General features: G+C 70.7%; 12 protein-coding genes and 2 pseudogenes. 3 read left to right on the forward strand and 11 right to left on the reverse strand.

Annotation, left to right across the window (positions count from 1 at the left end; translation table 11 throughout):
• Positions 1–197: 197 nt before the first annotated feature.
• From ACFP1K_RS36795 to ACFP1K_RS36805, 3 genes and pseudogenes are all read left to right on the forward strand, one after another.
• A pseudogene (locus ACFP1K_RS36795) lies at positions 198–767 on the forward strand (IS3 family transposase); the annotation flags it as partial.
• A gap of 62 nt (positions 768–829) precedes the next feature.
• Positions 830–2,230, forward strand: a complete 1,401-nt coding sequence (locus ACFP1K_RS36800) for an IS30 family transposase (protein WP_380762282.1) — start codon at positions 830–832, stop codon at positions 2,228–2,230.
• Between the two features lie 7 nt (positions 2,231–2,237).
• A pseudogene (locus tag ACFP1K_RS36805) lies at positions 2,238–2,513 on the forward strand (transposase); the annotation flags it as partial.
• A 250-nt stretch (positions 2,514–2,763) separates the two neighbouring features.
• Here the strand turns inward: ACFP1K_RS36805 and ACFP1K_RS36810 are convergent.
• From ACFP1K_RS36810 to ACFP1K_RS36860, 11 genes are read right to left on the reverse strand one after another with little or no spacing between them, the layout of a single operon-like run.
• A complete protein-coding gene (locus ACFP1K_RS36810; protein WP_380762284.1) occupies positions 2,764–3,810 on the reverse strand; it encodes a MupA/Atu3671 family FMN-dependent luciferase-like monooxygenase in 1,047 nt (348 codons plus the stop codon).
• A gap of 8 nt (positions 3,811–3,818) precedes the next feature.
• A complete protein-coding gene (locus ACFP1K_RS36815; protein WP_380762286.1) occupies positions 3,819–8,492 on the reverse strand; it encodes an amino acid adenylation domain-containing protein in 4,674 nt (1,557 codons plus the stop codon).
• Positions 8,489–9,619, reverse strand: coding sequence for a capreomycidine synthase (gene vioD, locus ACFP1K_RS36820; RefSeq protein WP_380762288.1), 1,131 nt, complete (start codon positions 9,617–9,619; stop codon positions 8,489–8,491). The genes ACFP1K_RS36815 and vioD overlap by 4 nt, the downstream gene beginning before the upstream one ends.
• A gap of 36 nt (positions 9,620–9,655) precedes the next feature.
• Entirely contained in the window at positions 9,656–10,411 is a 756-nt protein-coding gene (locus ACFP1K_RS36825) for a thioesterase II family protein (protein WP_380762292.1), read from the reverse strand.
• Positions 10,408–11,667 (reverse strand): cation:proton antiporter, encoded by a 1,260-nt coding sequence (locus tag ACFP1K_RS36830; RefSeq protein ID WP_380762294.1) that lies wholly within the window; start codon positions 11,665–11,667, stop codon positions 10,408–10,410. Before ACFP1K_RS36830 ends, ACFP1K_RS36825 begins: the two co-directional genes overlap by 4 nt.
• Complete coding sequence (locus ACFP1K_RS36835) at positions 11,664–12,488, reverse strand: PhzF family phenazine biosynthesis protein (RefSeq protein WP_380762296.1); 825 nt, start codon at positions 12,486–12,488, stop codon at positions 11,664–11,666. Before ACFP1K_RS36835 ends, ACFP1K_RS36830 begins: the two co-directional genes overlap by 4 nt.
• Positions 12,469–13,599: a hypothetical protein gene (locus tag ACFP1K_RS36840; protein ID WP_380762298.1), complete on the reverse strand. Its 1,131-nt coding sequence runs from the start codon at positions 13,597–13,599 to the stop codon at positions 12,469–12,471. The genes ACFP1K_RS36835 and ACFP1K_RS36840 overlap by 20 nt, the downstream gene beginning before the upstream one ends.
• A 3-nt stretch (positions 13,600–13,602) precedes the next feature.
• Positions 13,603–14,292 carry a TenA family transcriptional regulator gene (locus ACFP1K_RS36845; RefSeq protein ID WP_380762300.1) on the reverse strand — a complete coding sequence of 230 codons (690 nt, stop codon included), beginning with the start codon at positions 14,290–14,292 and terminating at the stop codon, positions 13,603–13,605.
• Between the two features lie 5 nt (positions 14,293–14,297).
• Entirely contained in the window at positions 14,298–15,164 is an 867-nt protein-coding gene (locus ACFP1K_RS36850; RefSeq protein WP_380762302.1) for an aspartyl/asparaginyl beta-hydroxylase domain-containing protein, read from the reverse strand.
• A gap of 4 nt (positions 15,165–15,168) precedes the next feature.
• Entirely contained in the window at positions 15,169–16,053 is an 885-nt protein-coding gene (locus ACFP1K_RS36855; protein ID WP_380762304.1) for a chlorinating enzyme, read from the reverse strand.
• Positions 16,043–18,688, reverse strand: a complete 2,646-nt coding sequence (locus tag ACFP1K_RS36860) for an amino acid adenylation domain-containing protein (protein ID WP_380762306.1) — start codon at positions 18,686–18,688, stop codon at positions 16,043–16,045. Before ACFP1K_RS36860 ends, ACFP1K_RS36855 begins: the two co-directional genes overlap by 11 nt.
• Positions 18,689–18,801: the final 113 nt, after the last annotated feature.

The following is an 18,801-nucleotide window of genomic DNA, read 5'->3' on the forward strand; positions in this document are numbered from 1 at the left end:
TCGCCGCTATGAACGGCGAGCCGACCACTTCGCACCTTCGTCGCCATCGCCGCAGCCCCCATCTGCTACCGCCGACTAACCAAATGAGTCACTGTCTTAGCCACAGCCAAACGCCGTATCACCGAACTGGAGACTGAGCTGCAGGCCACCCGCCGGGCGATCGAGCTGGTCCGGGAGGCGGCGCCCCCAAAAGGCGGTTCGAGGCCATCGCGGTGATGGCCCGCGAAGGCATCCCCGTCGAGGTCGCCTGCCGCGTCCTGGCGGTGTCGGTATCGGGCTACTACGCCTGGCGGGATCGACCGCTCTCGCCGCGGGCCATTCGGCACCTGTGGCTGACCGGCCTGATCCAACAGGTCCACCAACGCTCGCGCGGCACCTACGGAGCCCGGCGGGTGCATGCTGAACTGCGCCTGGGGCGCCAGATCCCGGTCAGTCACGGCGCGGTCGAGCTGCTCATGCGGCGCGCGGGGCTCGAAGGCCTCAGTGGCCGGCCCAAGTGGCGGCGCGCCAAGCCCGGCCAGATCGCCACCGACCTGGTCGACCGGGCGTTCACACAAGGCCGCCCCAACCAGCTGTGGATCACCGATATCACCGAACACCCGACCCGCGAGGGCAAGGTGTACTGCTGCGTGGTGCTGGACGCCTACTCCCGCCGCGTGGTGGGCTGGTCGATCGACTCGGCCCAGACCGCCACCCTGGTCACCAATGCTTTAGGCATGGCCATCGACAACCGCACTCCACCGGCGGGCACCATCATCCACTCCGACCACGGAGTGCAAGGCGGATTCAACTGGTCGTCGCAACACTCCGTCCCTGGAGGTGTTGGCGAATGGGCCTGGGCAAGAAGCAGCGGGCTGTCCGGTTGTATCGCGGTCAAATCCCGTCACCGGGGCGCCCGACGGTCGCCTGGCGACAGGACCGCGTCCGGTTCTGGCAAGCGATCGCTCGAGGACTGACTTCGGAGGACGCCGCAGCGGGGATCGGCGTGTCACCAGCGGTCGGGACGCGCTGGTTTCGCCAGGCTGGCGGGGTGAATCCAGGCCTTGCCCCGACCGTGTCGGGCTGCTATCTGTCGTTCGCCGAACGGGAAGAGATCGCGTTGCACCGTGCCCGGAAGGCCGGCGTGCGCGAGATCGCCCGGCACCTGGGACGGTCACCGTCGACGATCTCGCGGGAACTGCGGCGCAACGCCTCGACCCGGACGTATGACGTGGAATACCGCGCGACGGTCGCGCAATGGCACGCCAAGCGCCGGGCCCGCCGGCCGAAGACCGCCAAACTGGCGGCCAACCAGCAACTGCGCGAGTACGTACAGGAGCGGCTGGCCGGACAGGTCCGCCATCCGGACGGCACGCCGGTCGCGGGACCACAGACGGCACCCTGGAAGGGGCGCAACAAACCCCGGCGGCAGGACCGCCACTGGGCGAGGTCGTGGAGCCCCGAACAGATCGCCCATCGGCTGAAGGTCGACTTTCCCGAGGATGACGCCATGCGGATCTCACACGAGGCCATCTACCAGGCCCTGTTCATCCAGGGACGAGGAGCGCTCAAACGGGAACTGGTCGCCTGCCTGCGCACCGGGCGGGCCCTGCGGGTCCCGCGCGCACGCACCCGGCACAAGAACAACGGCCACGTGACGCCTGAGGTGCTGATCAGCGAGCGGCCCGCCGAGGCCGACGACCGCGCGGTCCCGGGCCACTGGGAAGGTGATCTCATCATCGGCACCGGCCGCTCGGCGATCGGCACCCTGGTGGAGCGCACGACCCGGTTCACCCTGCTGTTGCACCTGCCCCGGATGGAGGGCTACGGCACCCAGGAACGCGTGAAGAACGGCCCAGCGCTGGCCGGCCGCGGCGCCGAAGCCGTGCGGGACGCGATCACCAAAGAGGTCATCGGGTTGCCTGAGCAGCTACTCCGCTCGCTGACCTGGGACCGGGGGACAGAACTGGCCCAGCACGCGAAGCTGCGCATCGACACAGGCGTGCGGGTCTATTTCGCCGACCCGCACAGCCCCTGGCAGCGGGGCACCAACGAGAACACGAACGGACTGCTGCGCCAGTACTTCCCCAAAGGCACCGACCTGTCGCGATGGAGTGCCGAAGAGCTGGCAGCCGTGGCGTTCACGCTTAATACCAGGCCTCGAAAGACCCTCGGGTGGAAGACACCGGCCGAAGCCTTCAGCGAGCATCTAAACTCGCTGATGAGCAGCAGTGTTGCGACGACCGGTTGAGCCCAAGCAATTCGGCTCTTGGGCATTCACTCAGCGCGCCAAGGGCTCCGGCCTGCTGCCGTCGATGGGCAGCGTCGGGGACTGCTTCGATAACGCCATGATGGAGTCGTTCTGGTCCCGTATGCAGGTCGAACTCCTCGATCGCCGGCGCTGGAACACCCGGATCGAACTCGCCAACGCGATCTTCGAATACCTGGAGATCTGGCACAATCGGCAACGACGACACAGCAGCCTGGGCATGCTCACCTCGATACAGTTCGAGACCGCGTCCACCGTGGCATGACAATCCAGAAACGCGACTCCACCGAACCCGGGGCACACCAAACCCTGGACCCGCTGATTAAGAGTCGGCGGGCAGCACCTCCCTCTGATACCGGGCCACGATTCGACATGTCAATTCAACTGATTTGTCCGTACAAAGGGTGATTTTTGTGCCGAGTGATGCCGGATCATTCCGGAACGTTCGAGCACAACGCGAGCCCAGCGGTCGGGGTGGATGTGATCTTGACGGGCATGGCGGTGGCCACCGGTTGTCACCGCCTTGTGTGGTTGTGGAGTTCGGCGATGTACGGCAGTGAGCGGAGGACCTCGTCGTGGGGTACGCCGTAGTCGATCAGGCAGGCGATTTCGTCTACGCCGATCTCTCGTAGGCGGTTCACGGTCTCCAGGCCGTCGGATACGGTGCCGAACAAGCCGCTGGTGGTGAAGTAGCGGTCGACGGCGTGATTGATGAGGTACTGCTTGTCCCGGTCCGGGAGGCGGTCCAGGTCGACGCCGGGGGGGAGCAGGGTGGAGGCGGCCTTGAGGATCAGGTCGGCTGAGCTGCGGAGGTAGTCGCCGAAGGGTTTGCGTACCAGTTCGCGTACCCGGTCGCGGTCGCTACCGATCATGGTGTGGAGCATGAGGGCGACGTGGCCGCGGGCGTTTTCGCCGTGTGTCTCGGTCAGCTCCTGCCGGTAGGCGGCGATGTTCCGTGCCAGTGCCTCCCGGTCCTGGCCCAGCATGTGAGTCAGCAGGCCCGCGTTCATCCTGCCGGCGGCGCGGAAGGTCTCGGGAGAGCCCGCGCTGGTGATCCACACGGGAAGCTCGGGCCGCACCGGGGCGGGGAAGACGCGTACACTCCGCTTCTCGCCTGTGCCGTCGGGGAACTCGACCTCGTTGCCGCGCCACAGCCGCCGGACCACGTCGACCGTCTCGACCATGGCGCTCTTGCGGTCCTGGTAGTTCTCCGGCCGGAGCACGAAATCCACCGAGTGCCAGCCGGAGGCGAACGAGATCCCGACCCGGCCCATCGACAGGTTGTCGACGACCGACCATTCCTCGGCGATGCGGACCGGGTGGTGCAACGGCGCGACCACGCTGCCCGCCCTGATGCCCACCCGCTCGGTCACCGCGGCGACCGCGGCACCGGTCACGGCGGGGTTCGGGTACAGGCCACCGAACGGGTGGAAGTGCCGTTCAGGCGTCCACACCGCCGACAGGCCGTTCACGTCCGCGAACCGAGCGCTCTCCAGCAGGAGGCGGTACCCGTCGGCGCCGCCGGCGCCGCTGTCGGCGAAGAAGAAGAGGCTGAATTCCACCGGTCCTCCTACAGCTGGTTCAACAGGTCGTTGAGCTGTTCCTGGTTCACCCTCGCGAGCGGGAAGTCGGAGGGTGTGTACGCGGAGGTGACGTGCCGGCCGAGACCGACCAGCGCCCGCAGCTCGCCGAGGTGCGATTCGGCCAGGCGCTCCATGGTGTGCCGGTGGTGCAGGCTCTCGCTGTATCGCCACTGGACGACCAGCGCACCACCGGCGACCGACGCCCGCACCTCGATCGGGTACGGCCGCCGCGCACGCGGGCTCTCGTCGGCCCCGGCCTGTTCGGGCAGCACCGTGAAGGCGGCCGACGCGGGCGGATCCGTCTCACCCAGATAGCTGAAGCCGAGGCCGGCAGCGGTCTCCGGCATCGGCTCGCGGCCCTGGCGCAGCAGTAGCCAGCCGATTCCACCCGAAGGAACGCTTCGCAGCCCCTCCTTCACCGTCTTCAGGGTCGTCTCCAGGGAGGCATCGGGTTCGCACGTCAGGGCGACCGGATGTACGACGCTGAATCGGCCGACCGTCCTGGACAGGTCCACGTCCTCGGCGAGCGGTTCCCGGCCGTGCCGCTCAAGGTCCACCAGGTGCCGGCCGGCACCGGTCCAGCCGGTCAGGGTCCGCCCGAGCGCGGTCAGCAACAGCTCCTCGGTCCGGCAGCTGAGCACGTCGGAGGCGGTGCGCGTCAGCTCGGCGGTCTCGGCGGCACTCAGCGACACCTCCACCGTCCGCGCGGCCGCCACGGTGCCGGCCGCCGGCTCCGCCGGGATGTCGAAGGGCAGCTCGCCGGCAGGCGCCGTGACCAGCTCCGACCAGTAGCCGCGCTGTGACCGCACCGGCTCCGTCGCGCCGTAGGCGGTGAGCCGGCGGACCCACGACTGCCATGACGTGGTCTTGGCCGGAAGCTTCACCTCCCGTCCGGAGGCCAGCTGGGTCAGCGCGGTCCCGAGGTCGTCGAGGAGTACACGCATCGAGGCCGGGTCCACCACGAGCCGGTGCGCGACGAGGGCGAGCCTGTCCGGTCGCCGCCCGCCGAGCAGGAACAGGCCGGCGCGGACCAGAGGACCGACCGCCAGGTCGAGACCACGTTGCACCTCGTCCGCGAGCTCGGCCATCCGCCGGTCCTGCGCGTCCTCGTCCAGGCCGGACAGGTCGTACGCCCGCAGGGGCGTCACGTCGCCGCGCGGCGCTATCCGCACCCGGGTGCGTTCGCCGGCCAGCAGCAGCCGCATGCGCAGGCCGTCGTGGTGGCCGAGCAGGTGCTCCACGGCCTCGCCGACCAGTCGCGCGTCCGCCGGCTGGCGCAGCTCCAGGAGAACGGAAGCGTTCCAGTGGTGCGGCTCCTCGGCACCGGAGGCGCAGAACCACCGCTGCGCCGGGGCGAGCGGCACGGGGCCGGTCACGTCGCCCTGCTCGGCGTCGACGGTGGGCCCGGCGGCGGCCACCTCCGCGAGCGACGCCACCGTCGGGTTGGTGAACAGGTCGTACGGCGAGAGCCGCAGGCCCGCCTCCTGGGCCCTGGCGACGACCTGGATGGCGAGGATCGAGTCGCCGCCGATCTCGAAGAAGTTGTCGTGGATGCCGACCCGGCCGAGCCCGACCACGCCGGCCATCACGTCGGCCAGCTTGTGCTGCACAGGCGTCTGCGGCTCGACGTACTCCTCCCCGGAGTCGGGCAGCAGCCCGTCCGGCGCCGGGAGCCGGTCTCGGTCGATCTTGCCGTTGGCGTTGAGCGGAAGCGCTTCGAGCTCGACGAACGCGGAGGGCACCATGTAGGCGGGCAACTCGCGTTCGAGGAACCGGCGTAGCTCGGGGATGCCGGCCCTGGCTCCGGGACCGGGGACGAGGTACGCCGCCAGCCGCCGGTCACCGGGCGACGGTTCGTACACCACGACGACCGACTCGGCGATCTGCGGGTGCCGGCTGAGCATCGACTCGATCTCCATGGGTTCGACGCGGAACCCACGGATCTTGATCTGGGTGTCGACCCTGCCGAGGAACTCGAGGTTGCCGTCGGGACGCCGGCGGACCAGGTCGCCGGTCCGGTAGAGCCGCCGTCCGGGCCGCCGGGGATCCGGGTCGGCGACGAAACGTTGTGCCGTCAGGCCCGGACGCGCGAGGTAGCCGCGGGCCAGGCTGCTGCCACCGATGTACATCTCGCCGGTGCCGCCCACCGGCACCGGACGGAGCCGGTCGTCGAGGACGCGCAGGTCGGCCGAGGGCAGCGCGGTGCCGATCGGCATGTTCGGCCAGTCCCACACCGGATCGGCCGGGTCGAGGCGGAAGAAGGTCGAGGTGACGGTGGTCTCGGTCAGGCCGTAGCAGTTCATCAGCGGCACGTTGAGCCGCCGCCACATCAGCAGCCGGTCCGGCAGCGCGCGCTCCGCGCCGATGATCACGAGCCGCAGGCAGCTCGGCAGTTCCCGCCCCAGCCGGTCGAGCTCACGTACCCATTCGTGCCAGTACGCGGCGGGCAGCTCCATCACGGTGAGCCGCTCCCGCTCGATCAGGTCGACGAGGTCGACCTCGCCGCTGATGATGTGCCGCGAGGGGATGACCACCGCGCCGCCGGCCAGCCAGGTCGGGAACAGCTCCTCGACCAGCACGTCGAAACCCGGTGAGGAGAACTGGAGGAAGCGGTCGCCGGCGCCGAGCCCGAGCCGGTCGACGACGTCGCGGGCGTACACGGACAGGGAGCGGTGCTCGATCATCGCGCCCTTGGGCCGGCCGGTCGAGCCGGATGTGTAGACCACGTACGCCAGCGACGCCGGATCGGGTACGTCCGGCAGATCGCCGTCCTCACCGGCGTCCGGAGGCGGGAACGAGGCGTCGAGGAGCACGGCCTGGTCCGGGACCTGGACGCCGGCCTCGGCCAGGACGTCGGCGAGCCGCTTCTGCGTGACCAGCACCCGCGCCCCCGAGTCGGCGAGCATCATGGAGATCCGTTCGGGCGGATAGGCGGGGTCCAGGGGGACGTAGACGCCACCGGCCTTGAGCACACCGAGGATGGCGACGGGCAGCCTTACCGAGCGGTCCACCAGGATGCCCACCGGCGTGTCCCGGCCGACCCCGAGGCCGCGCAGGCGGCGGGCCAGCAGGTTCGCCTCCCGGTTGAGTTCGGCGTAGCTGGTCGGGGTGCCGTCGCAGATCACGGCGGGTGCGTGCGGCGCGAGCGTGACCCGGCGCTGGAACAGTTCGACGAAGCCGGGGTCGGCGGCGCCGGCCTCGGTGTCCGGTGCCTCCGTCGCCGTGGTCATGGCCAGCTCCACCTCCCCCACCGTGGTGCCGGGAGCGGTGACGAACTGGCGCAGGACCGTGTTGAACTGCTCGGCGAGGAGGACGATCGTCTCCATGTCGAACATGTCGGTCATGTGGACCCACTGGAGCTGCATCCGCTCGCCGTTGGGGTTGGCGTCCAGGGTGAGCGGGGCCGCGGACATGTTGACCTCGATGGGCTCCCGGCTGATCCGCAGGCCGGGCACCTCCAGGGTGCTCTCCGGCGTGCGGACGTCGAGCCACATGTGGGTCATGGAGGTCTGTGAGGCCTCCCGCCCGAGGTTCAGCTCGTCGATCAGGCGCTCGATGGGCAGGTCCTGATGGTCGTACGCGGTGTGCACGGTGCGCTGGGCCTGTTCCACGACCTCACGCAGGGTCTGCCCGTCGGACAGCCGCATGCGCAGCGGGAGCGCGGTGACGAAGCAGCCGATGAGCTGCTCCACCTCCACCCGGCCGCGTCCGGACACGATCTCGCCGATGACCAGGTCCTCCCGGCCGAGATAGCGATACAGCAACACCGAGAGGGCGGCGAGCAGGACGACGACGGGGGACGCCTTCTCGTTCTCGATGAACCGGCGCAGCTCGGCGGTGAACTCGGCGGAGAGGTCGACGACGTGCGCCGCGCCGGCGAACGTCGGCCGGGGCGGGAACGGCCGGTCGCTGGGGAGGGTCAGCACGCCGGAGGTGCCTTCGAGCGTCCGCCGCCAGTGGTCGACCTCGTCGGCCATCCGTTTCTCACCGAACTCGCGCTGCCAGGCGGCGAAGTCGGCGTACTGGATCTCCAGCGGGGGGAGGCCGGGACCGCCGTTGAGATGCGTGACGTACAGTGCCGCGAACTCCCGCACCAGGATCGCCATCGACACCAGGTCCGCGGCGGTGTGGTCGGTGGTGATCAGCACGACGTGGTCGTCCTCGGCCATGCGCAGGATCGTGGTGCGCAGCCGCAGGGACTGGTCACGGCCGAACGGTAGCATCACCTCGGCCTTCCAGCGCCGGAGCACCTCCGCGCGCTGCAGCTCGGGCGTATGGTCCGACAGGTCGACCAACGGAGTCGGCACCGGGGTGCGCGGGTGCACCATCAGCACTCGGGTCCCGTCATCCTGTAGCTCCACGGTGGAGCGCAGGATCTCGTGCCGATCCACGACCTCGGTCAGCACGCGGCCGAGCACCGTCAGGTCGAGGTGCCCCTCGACCCGGAAGGCGCCCGGGATGTTGTTGGCAGGCCGGAACTGCGTGATGGCCCACTCCCGCTCCTGCTGGAACGCCAGCGGGATCGGCCGCGCGGGGTCGCGAGGCGCGATCCGCTCGTCCGGCGCGGACCCGCGCGCGGCCGTCAGCTCGGCGAGCCGCCGCTCCAGGATCGTCCGCTGCTCAGGCGACAGCGCCGCGATGCGACTCTGCAGGTCAGTCATTGGTCACCCCTCGCGTCCTCGCGCAGTACCCGTTCCAGAAGAGAGAGCCCGGCCGTCAGCTCGGCGGTCGTGCCGCCGAAACCGAGCCGCGCGTAGTCGCGGTACGCGTCGCCGAAGCAGGCGCCGGGGACGAGCAGGACCCGGTGCCGCTCGGCGAGGCGGCGGCAGGACCGGACCACGTCCGGCTGGCCGGGGAACTCGACGAAGGCGGTCACGCCGCCGCCCGGCGGGGCGAACCGCACCAGCTCCGGCAGGCCGTCCGCCCAGTCGCGGAGCAGCCGCAGGTTCCCGGCGGCGTGCTCTCGTTGCGCCGCGACGATCCGGTCGGCGTGCCGCACCGCCTGTTCGGCGAAGAATTCGAGGACGGGCGAGACGTACAGCGCGATGTAGTCGCGCAGCAGCGCCATCCGGGCCAGCAGGCCGGGTGGCGCGACGCACCAGCCGACCCGCAGGCCGGGCAGGCCGTAGCTCTTGGACAACGTCCCGAAGGCTATGCACCCGTCGTACCAGGAGGTCGGCGGCGCCAGGGGGGCGGCGGTGTAGGTGAGCTCGCCGAACGCGTGGTCCCACACCAGCAGGGCCTCGGCCTCCGCGGCGATGGCGACCAGTTCCTTCTGCTCCTCGGCCGTGATGGAGGCGCCGGTGGGATTGTGCGGGAAGTTCACGACGATCATCCGGGGGCCGGACCTCGCGAGCTCGCGCAGCAGTGCCAGATCGGCGGCGAACCCGGCGCGCGGGTTCAGCGGCCACCGGGTGACCCGGCAGCCGCGCGCCGCGGCGATGCCGTGGAGCTGCTGGTAGGCGGGATCCACCACGATCACCTCGTCGCCCGGTTCGAGCGCCAGGTTCATGACGAGGTAGATCGCCTCGCTGGAGCCGTGGGTGACCATCAGCCGGTCGACGTCGCCACCGGTCCAGCGGTCGGCCAGCGCGGCCCGCAGGCCCCTGCCGCCGTAGCTCTCGCTGTCGCGGCAGGTCATCGTGTCGAGCTCCGACAGCTCGAATCCGCACAGTGCGCGCAGCTCCGCGATGGTCAGGTCACGTACGCCGCTGCTGCCGATGTCGTGGTCGACGTTGTGGTAGTAGTCGCGCATCCACTGCTCTAGCTGGGCGATCGCAATGTCCACACCGCAACGCTATGGCGCGTCGTGCTCATCGTGATGTCACCGGAAGCCGGGACGGTCCCCGGCGGCCATGCCGGCGCACAGGGCCGTCAGCAGTTCCGGCGGCGCGTCGACGAACCTGTTGTGGCGGCCGGCGAAGATCTCGAAGGACGTGTCGCCGCAGGCCGGCCAGCCGGTCATCTGGCCGGGCCGGACCTCGCTGTCCTCGCTCCAGCCGACGGCGGTGATCGGGCAGGTGAGCCGGAGCGGGTCGGGGACGACGTACCGCCGGCTCATCTCGACGTCGGCGCGCAGCACCTTGAGGTAGACGGCCACCAGCTCGGGGTGCGGCGTGCTGCCCTGGTCGCGGATCATCGCCTCCAGCTCGGCGGCGAGCTCCGCCTCGTCCATGCCGAGCATCCGCCCCACCGGCCCGTCCTGCGGGGCGAGCTGGGAGGAGACGAACAACCGTGCCGCCGCCGGCCCGCCGGCGCGCTGAAGCCGGGCCGTCACCTCGTAGGCGACGAGCGCCGACCAGCAGTGGCCGAAGAAGGCGAACGGCACGTCCATGTGGCGTGCGAGGCCGGCGATCATGTCCTGCGCCAGTTCCGCGAAGGTCGCCGGCATCGTCTCACCGAAGCGGCTCAGCCGTCCGGGCAGTTCCACCGGCAGGAACTCGACGAGCCCCTGCTGCCGCGGCCAGTTGCGGAACACGCCGGTGCCGCAGCCGGCATGAGGCACGCAGAACACCCGCGCGGCCGCCTCCGGCGACGGCTCGCGCTGCAACCAGGCGTTCTTCACCGGTGATCCCCTCATGGCACCGCCTCCTCGGGGGACGTGCGGGTCCGCGGCACCCTGTCCTCGACGACCCTGTGTTCGGGGTACACGATTCGCAGCAGGACGCCGGTCATGGCGGTCGTGACCAGGGCCATCACGATCATCAGGGAGTACAGATCCGGCTTCAGCACACCCAGCTCCAGCCCCACGGTGAGCACGATCAGCTCGGTGAGACCACGGGTGTTCATCAGGATGCCGAGGACCGCCGAGTGGCGGGGACGCACGCCGGTGACCCGTCCGCCGAGGTACGCTCCCCCGAACTTGCCGCCGATCGCCACGAGCAGGATCAGCGCCAGCTCGCCGAACGCGACCATGTCCAGCCGGGACAGATCGACCTTGAGACCGGCGGCCATGAAGAAGACCGGCAGCAGCAGGACGGTGCAGACGCGCTCGATCCACGGCAGGACCCGCGCGCGCAGCGCCGCGGCGCCCGCACGCGGCATGGCGGCGCCGAAGAGGAACGCGCCGAAGATGGCATGCAGGCCCATCCAGTTCGTCGCCTGCGCCGACAGCAGCAGCCCGCCCGCCACGGCGACCAGCACACCCCAGGCCGGCGGGCCGGACACCGCCCGGCGGGCGGCCCGCCGGGCCAGCAGTGGTCGTACCACCCCCAGCAGCAGCACGGCGAACGGCACCACGAGCAGGACGCGCCATGGATGACCGCCGCCGCCGGCCAGGGCCGCCACGACGGCGAGCAGTGCCCACGCGAGCACGTCGCCCACCGCGGCGCAGGCCAGCGCCAGCCCGCCGATCGGCGTGTCGAGCAGGCCGTTGTCGGTCAGGATCCGTGCCAGGACGGGGAACGCGGTGATCGCCATCGCGGCACCCATGAACAGCACGAAAGCCGCCCGGTCGCCGGTCTCATGGCCGCCGGCCAGATGGAACGCCAGCAGGACGCCGAGACCGAACGGCAGCAGGATCGCGCCGAACGACACGACGGAGGCCGTCCGGCTCTGACCGCGCAGCAACGTGTGGTCCAGGTGCAGGCCGATGAGGAACATGAACAGGCAGACGCCGAGGTCGGCGAGCAAGGTCAGCGACGGCCGCACCTCGGCGGGAAAGAGCGTCCCGGATATCGCGCCGCCGAACAGCGTCGGCCCGAGCAGGATGCCGCCCACGATCTCGCCGATCACGGCGGGCTGGCCGAGCCGCCGGGCCAGCATGCCGAGCAGCCGCGCCGATCCGACGACGACCGCCAGGCCGAGGAGCAGCAGCAGGACGGTCTGCGGGCTCACCGCAGCGCTCCCTCGCACGTGCCGGCGCCGTCGTCGAGCAGGGTCGCGCCACCCTCGTCCCGCGGTACCGCCGTGCCGAGCACCCGGACCCGGCCCTCCATGTCCTCCACCTCCAACCGGCCGCCGCGTTCGGAGAGCTGCAACGCCTTGAGCCGGCGCCGGCCCAGCCGCCGCGACCAGTAGGGCGTGAGCTTGCAGTGCGCGGTGACGCACACCTGATCCTCGTTCACGCCGAGCGAGGGGAAGAACGTCCGGGAGACGAAGTCGGCACCCGAGGTCGCGCGCGCGGTGACGATGTGGCCGCGGAACGGCTGCTCGGCCAGCGCCACGAAATCGGGGCGGACGGCCGCGACCGCCGCGGCCGACTCGACCTCCACGAGGACGTCGTCGCTGGACACCGCGCACACCACCGCGTCCGTGCCGAGCGCCTCCAGCAGGCCGGGCGGCGGCTCGCCGACGGTGAGCTCGGCCTTGGGCAGGTCGATGGCGATCAGTTCGCCTGCCCGCTCGGCGTGCAGGACGCCGTTGTCCGAGACGAAGGTGAGCCTGGTCCGGCCGGCGTTCTCCGGTGCCTGGAACAGGTGACGCGCGCCGGCGATCGTCGCGTGCCCGCACAGGTTGATCTCCTTGTACGGGGTGAACCAGCGCACCCGGTACCGCGCGGGTGCGTCCGGCACCACGAACGCCGTCGTGGGTAGGCCGATCAGGTGCGCGGTGCGCTGCATCTCGCCGGCCGGCGGAAACCGCGGAGCCTCGACGACGGCGGCCGGGTTGCCGGCGAACCGTTCGTCGGTGAAGGTGTCAACGACGTGAAAACGCATCCGCTCGGCTCTCCCCCTGGCTCGCCAGCGTCCGGAACATCTGGTCGATCGCCGCACCCATGCCCCAGACCTCCCGGTAGGGCGGGCCCTCCGGTCCGGTGTCGATGTCCCGCTGGCGCGCGTAGGCGGCCGTGGTCCAGTCCGGTGTGGACGGGTACCGGTGGTGGTAGTCGTGGTTGGGCAGGTCCCCGACCACGACGAGGAGCCGCGAGGGCAGGTGGTAGCCCACGGTGAGCGCGGCCCAGCGGGACCATGCCGCCAGCCGCGCGCCGAGAGGCAGACCGGCGGGCGGGACCGGGGTCCCGCAGTACCTGGCCGAGGTGTTGGCCACGGTGTAGAAGCGGTGACCGAAGGCGGGGTCGCGCGGCCCCAGCCACTCATGCTCTCCCAGCCGGTCCAGCAACGCGCTCAGCTGCGCGAACAGCACGACCGGCGCCACGAACGCGAGCACCAGGACGAGCGCGCCGTTCGGCAGCCAGAACGGCAGGGAGAGCCACCAGCCCACCCACACCGCGAACGCGGCGATCCGCCGGACGCGCCCTTTGAGGTTGCTCCTGAACCGGCCGAGAAATCCGTTCCAGTAGAACAGCGGTGAGAAGAACACGGCCCACGCGCGCCGCCACAGCGCCGTCCGGGTGAGCCCGGGCCGGAACCCGAGGTCGATCAGGAACTGCACCGGCGGGTCGGCCTTCGTCGCGAAGACCTCCCGCCTGTGGTGGTTGTCGAAGTGCTCCTCTTTGAAATCGCGGAAGGTGTGGAAGACGGAGAGCACGGTCACGACCTCGCCCCAGAACGTGTCCCAGCGCGAGTCGCCCGAGAAGCGCCGGTGCAGCGCCTGGTGCGCGATGACCAGGACCATCAGCCGTTCCCCGTTGACCGTGAGCAGCCAGCCCACCGGCAGCGCCACGTACCACAGCGGGAACATGAGCGTGACGGCGAGCGTCGAGGCGGTCAGGCCGGCGAAGAACAACAGCAGCGTCAGGGCCAGGTAGGACGCCCAGGTGTGCCGGATGATCGGCTTCTGGCCGGGCAGGGCCTTACCGGTCTGCCACGTCCAGAAGTGCTGCGTCCAGGAGGGGAAGCGCAGATAGGTGCTCCGCACGTCTTCCACGGCTCACCTCGCCGGGGCGGGCCGCTCGACGCCGGCCTCCACGACCAGCCGGTCGAAGAACGCCGTCCACAGGGCCCACATCTCGTTGGCGGCCCGCAGGACGGCGTCCTCCTGCTCGGCGCTGAAGTTCGCGAGCAGCGCGTGGTTGGCCTCCTCGACGTGGTCCGGCTCCTGCTCGACGTGGATCTTGACCCACTCGTTGTCGGTGATGCCGGTGGTCCGCTCGATCGCCTTGCCGATGCTGGACACCATGAGCAGGTCGGTCGTCTCGGTGGCGAAGATGAACCCGAGCGCGCTCTCCCGCCCGTCCGTCGCGTTCCGGTAGCCCTCGACGAGGGCCGCGGTCTCCGCGTACGGCTCGGTTCCGGTGACGCGGTCGCGGTCGAACCCGCACTTGTCCATCGAGTCGACGTAGATGACCTCGTGGGCCTGGGACACCACGCCGCCGCCCGCCTCCTGGTTGAGGATCCGGGTTATCGCGCTCTTGGAGGCGATGTCCGGCAGGACCGCCACGCAGCGGGCCAGGAAGGTCGGGAAGTAGTGCAGAGGGTGCCACCACTGCTCGATGAGGATGGCGGCCTGCTCCTTGGTCAGGTCCGCGGTGTCGACGGCGGCGAAGAACGGGTGGTCCTGGAACTTCCGGTGCACCGGGCTCCCGGCCAGACGGTCGCCGAACGACAGCGTTGTGGTCATGCTCGTCACTCCTTACTACCGGATCGATCCAGGGTGTAGTAGCGCAGAAGCTCCATGGTGTGCGGTAGGACGGTCGGGTCCTCGCAGGACCGGGCGAGCTCGGTCATGGTGTCCCAGGCGAAGTCCTCGCCGCCGTCCCACCGGAAGTGCGTCTTGATGACGATGCTGAAGATCTCGCGGAAGTTGTCCATGGTGAGCACGTCCGCGAGCCGCAGCAGGCCCGCGCGCAGGGCATCGGGCAGAGGCGGCCGGTCCACCCGGCGGCCGGCCGGGATACCGTCGCCTGCCGCCGCCGGCTCTCCCCTGACCAGGGGCCCGGCACCGGACCGGTCGGCGAAGTCGAAGATGAGGTGGATCCGCGGCGCGCTGGACAGCGACGCCACCGAATGGATCCGGGACGCGTCGAAGTACCAGATCTCGCCCGCGCGCATCCGGTACACGACGTTGTCCTCGCTGAAGAAGCAGTTGTCGTGCGTGACGAGCGGGATGTGCAGGCGGTGCGCCGAGCGCGCCTCCTCGGGCACGCCGGACAGCTCCAGGAAGTCGCGGTGCGGGATGATCACACTGTCGGAGAACACGGCCAGCCGGACGAACTGCAACCGGCTCAGGTCGGCCACGTTCGTGATGAGCTCCTGGACGTACGGGAGCTGGCCGCCGTACTCGGTGAACGTGGACCGCTGGTCGTAGGCGTAGTTGGTGAGCACGCCGGTGCCGGTGTCCCCGCCGGTGGCCCACATCATCGCGCTCTTCCACGGACCGCCGATGAGGTAGTTGCTGTACGCCTCCGAGTACTGGAACGACGCGCTCTGCGCGAGGTCCTTCGCCAGCCGGTCCTCGTCGAGCTCGACGGTGGTCACGTATCGGGTCCGCATATGGTCACACCCTTTCGAGAGTGGAGAACGGCTCGCCCCACGCGTTCTCGCGCACCACCCGGTTGAGCTGGTATTCGTCCCTCCCGGCGACGAGCACGCAGCCGTGCCGGTCAAGGTCGAAGTGGTGACCGAACTCGTCGAACTCGGACATGCCGCCGTAGACCCGCACGTGGGTGGGCACCACTCTGATCGCGAAGCCCATGCGCTGCCGCCGGCTGGTGTTGGGGTTGGAGCCGTGGATGCAGCGCGCGGTGAAGATGAAGAACTGGCCGGCGCGCATCTCCAGATGGCGGACGTCCTCCTGTTCCGGGCTCCAGTCCTTGTCGATCTTGATGTCGTCGTAGTTGTAGCCGAAGAAGGAGTTGTCGCGCGCCGCGCCGTTCCACTTCATCGGCGCGTGCTCGTCGTAGCGCCACCGGCGATGGCTGCCCGGGACGACCTTCATGCAGGCGTTCTCCCTGGCCGCCTCGGTGAACGCGACCCAGCAGGTCAGCTCCATCGGCGTGCCCGGGGAGTGCTCCGTCGCCTCCAGCATCCCCTGGCTCGTCTCACCGATCGCGTACGTCTCCACCTGGTGCCATCCGGTACCCGAGTCACCGGGGTTCTTGGGGAAGAACTCAGTGCGCCAGCAGAGGATGTCGGGGCCGATGACGGCCTGCATCCGCCGGACGATCTCCGGCTCGCTGATGAGCTTGCCGAGCCCGGATATGTCCAGGTGCCGGTCGTAGTTCACCGGATTGCCGAACACCTTGCGCGTGTCGCCGGCGGGGTCCAGCAGCGCCCTGCGCTGCTCCTTCCACCAGGCCTTCATCTCCTCCGGTTCCCAGAGCGTGAACGGCCCGATGTATCCCTGCTCGGCGAAGGTCTTCGCGTCCGTCTCAAGATCCACTTTGTGTGCTCCCTGCCTCACCGACGCGCTCCAGCGCGGCATCCAGTTCCGCCGCCGTCTCCGTGACGTGTTCTCCTCTGATGAAGGTCCAGTGGTCGCCGTCGATCGGGATGACGGTCAGCGGCCCCGTGCAGAGGCCCCGGATGGCCGCGGCCAGTTCGGCCTGGCGCGCCGGACCGGCGCCGGCGGCCTGGAAGAGGTGGACCGGCCCGGGGTACGGCAGGGGCCGGTACCGCATCGCCGCGTTCATGCAGGCCCGCGCGGTGTCCAGCACGGTTCGCAGGTAGGCGCTCGACGCACCGGCCGCGATCGGCGCCCCCATGAGCTGGACCCAGGTCTCGGTCGACGTCAGCTCCAGGAGCTCCGCCGGGGTCGTGGCCGGGTCGTCGAGCCGCGCCACCACGGTGTCCAGCAGCCCGAGGAACGGTGTCCGCGCCATCGGCAGGCCGGTGAGGGGATCGATGACCGGGTTCGCGTCGAACAACCCCAGAAATTCCACCGTGTGGCCGTCGGCGACGAGCTGCTGCGCCATCTCGTAGGCCAGCACGCCGCCGAACGACCAGCCGCCCAGCCGGTACGGCCCGTCCGGCTCGATCGTGCGCAGCTGCTCGACGTGCGTGCGGGCGATCTCGCCGAGTGTGCTGCCGAACGCGGGCGGCTCCCCCGTCCAGCCGACGCCGAGCAGCCGCAGCGGTGCGGCCGAGGCGTGGGCCAGCTCCCGGTAGCCGAGCAGCTCGCCGCCGAGCGGGTGCACGAGGTACAGGCTGCGATCGGAGGGACCGGGGCGGAGCGTGACGATCTGCGATGACGTGCGCCGCGGCCGGGGCACGGACACGGCCGAACCCAGCGCTCCCGCCAGGTCGTCGACCGTGCTGTACTCCAGGAACAACGACAGGTCGACCGGCCGGTCCAGGGCCTGCCCGAGCTCGGCGACGACCCAGGTCGCGAGCAGCGAGTCCCCGCCGACGTCGAAGAAGTCGTCGTCGCCCTCGAACTCGTCGTGGCCGAGCACCCGGGCCCAGATGGCGGTGACGATCGCGGCGAGCGACGGCGCGTCCGGCGCGGGCTCCCCCTCGGCGGGGGCCGGGACCGCGGGCAGCGCCAGCCGGGCCAGCGCCTGCCCGTCGATCTTCCCGGTCGTGGTCCGCGGCATCGTCGCGACGGTGACGTACCGCGACGGCACCATGTAGGCGGGGAGTATTCCCCGGACGTGCTCGGTGAGCTCCCGGTGGGAGACCGGGCCGTCGGTCTGGAGGTACCCGACGAGCACGGACACGCCGTCCGCGACCTCGCGCAGCCCGGCCGCGGCCGCCTCGACCCGGGGGTGGCGCAGCAACGCGTCCTCCACCTCGGCCGGCTCCACCCGGAAACCGCGTACCTTGAGCTGGCGGTCGGCGCGGCCGAGGAACTCGTAGTTCCCGTCACCCCTGAGACGGGCCAGGTCGCCGGTGCGGTACAGGCGCTCGGCCGCCGCGAAGGGGCTGGCCACGAACCGTTCCGCGGTGCGGGCCGGGTCGTCGTGGTATCCCCTGGCCAGGCCGGCCCCGCCGACGTAGAGCTCGCCGGCGTTCCCGTCCGGCACGGGCCGGAGCCGGTCGTCGAGCACCCAGCAGGAGACCCCGGTCACCGGAGCGCCGATGGCCGGTACCGCCGGCCAGGCGGACGGTTCCTCGGGGAGCGTCAGGCTGGTGACGAGATGCGCCTCGGTGGGCCCGTAGTGGTTGTCCAGCCGGCAGTGCGGGATCGCGGCGAAGAGGTCGCGGATCGCCGGCGTGACGATCAGGCGCTCGCCGGCGGTGATCACGTGCTGGAGCGACTCGGGTGTGACCGAGAGCCGTCCGGCCGTGACGGCCATCAACTGCAGCGCCACGTACGGCAGGAACAACCGCTGGACCCGCCGGCGCACGATCGTGTCGAGCAGCGCGGCGGGATCGCGGCGCACCTCGTCGGAGGCGATGACCAGGCAGCCGCCGGTCGCCAGCGTCGAGAGCACCTCCTGGAACGTCACGTCGAAGGAGGTCGCGGTGAACTGCAGCGTGCGCAGCCCCGGCGCCCCACTGGCCAGCTGCCAGCGCAGCAGCCGGGACAGCCCGCGATGGGTCATCGCGACGCCCTTCGGCACACCGGTCGAGCCGGAGGTGTGCAGGACGTACGCGACCGTGTCCGGGTCGGGAGGCGTGACCGCGAAAGGCTCCTCCGGGGGGTCCGCGTCCGGATCGACCACGACGACGCCGGCCGGCAGGCGGCCCGCGTTCGCGTGGTCGGCGACCGCCACCCGCGCGCCGAGATGCCGCACGGTCGCCGCGACGCGCGCGTCGGGCGCGGTGACGTCCAGCGGGCTGTAGGCGCCACCGGCCGCGAGCACCGCCAGCATCGCGACGACGGTGCCGGCGGAGCGGTCGAGCAGGACGGCCACCGGACGCTCGGGCCCGGCGGCGGCGGCGCGCAGCCGGTACGCCAGCGCGTCCACCCGGCCGATCAGCGCGGCGTAGCTCAGCGGCGCGGCGGTCGTGCCCCGGACGTCGACCAGCGCGTCACGGTCGGCGTGCGCGCGCGCCCGCGCGCGGATCAGGTCGAGGACCGAGGTTTCCGGCCCGGCGGTCGATGGCCGCATCAGGGTCTCGATGTCGCTCACAGCAGGCGCCCATCAGTCCGAAGCACGATTCCCGCCCCGCTTTCCGGCCGCGAGTCGCCGGGGCGGCGTCCGCGACTCGTATTCCCGACGCTAGGTGCGGGCGGCACGGCGGG

This window comes from Sphaerisporangium aureirubrum, from assembly GCF_042658925.1.
Classification (GTDB): domain Bacteria; phylum Actinomycetota; class Actinomycetes; order Streptosporangiales; family Streptosporangiaceae; genus Sphaerisporangium; species Sphaerisporangium aureirubrum.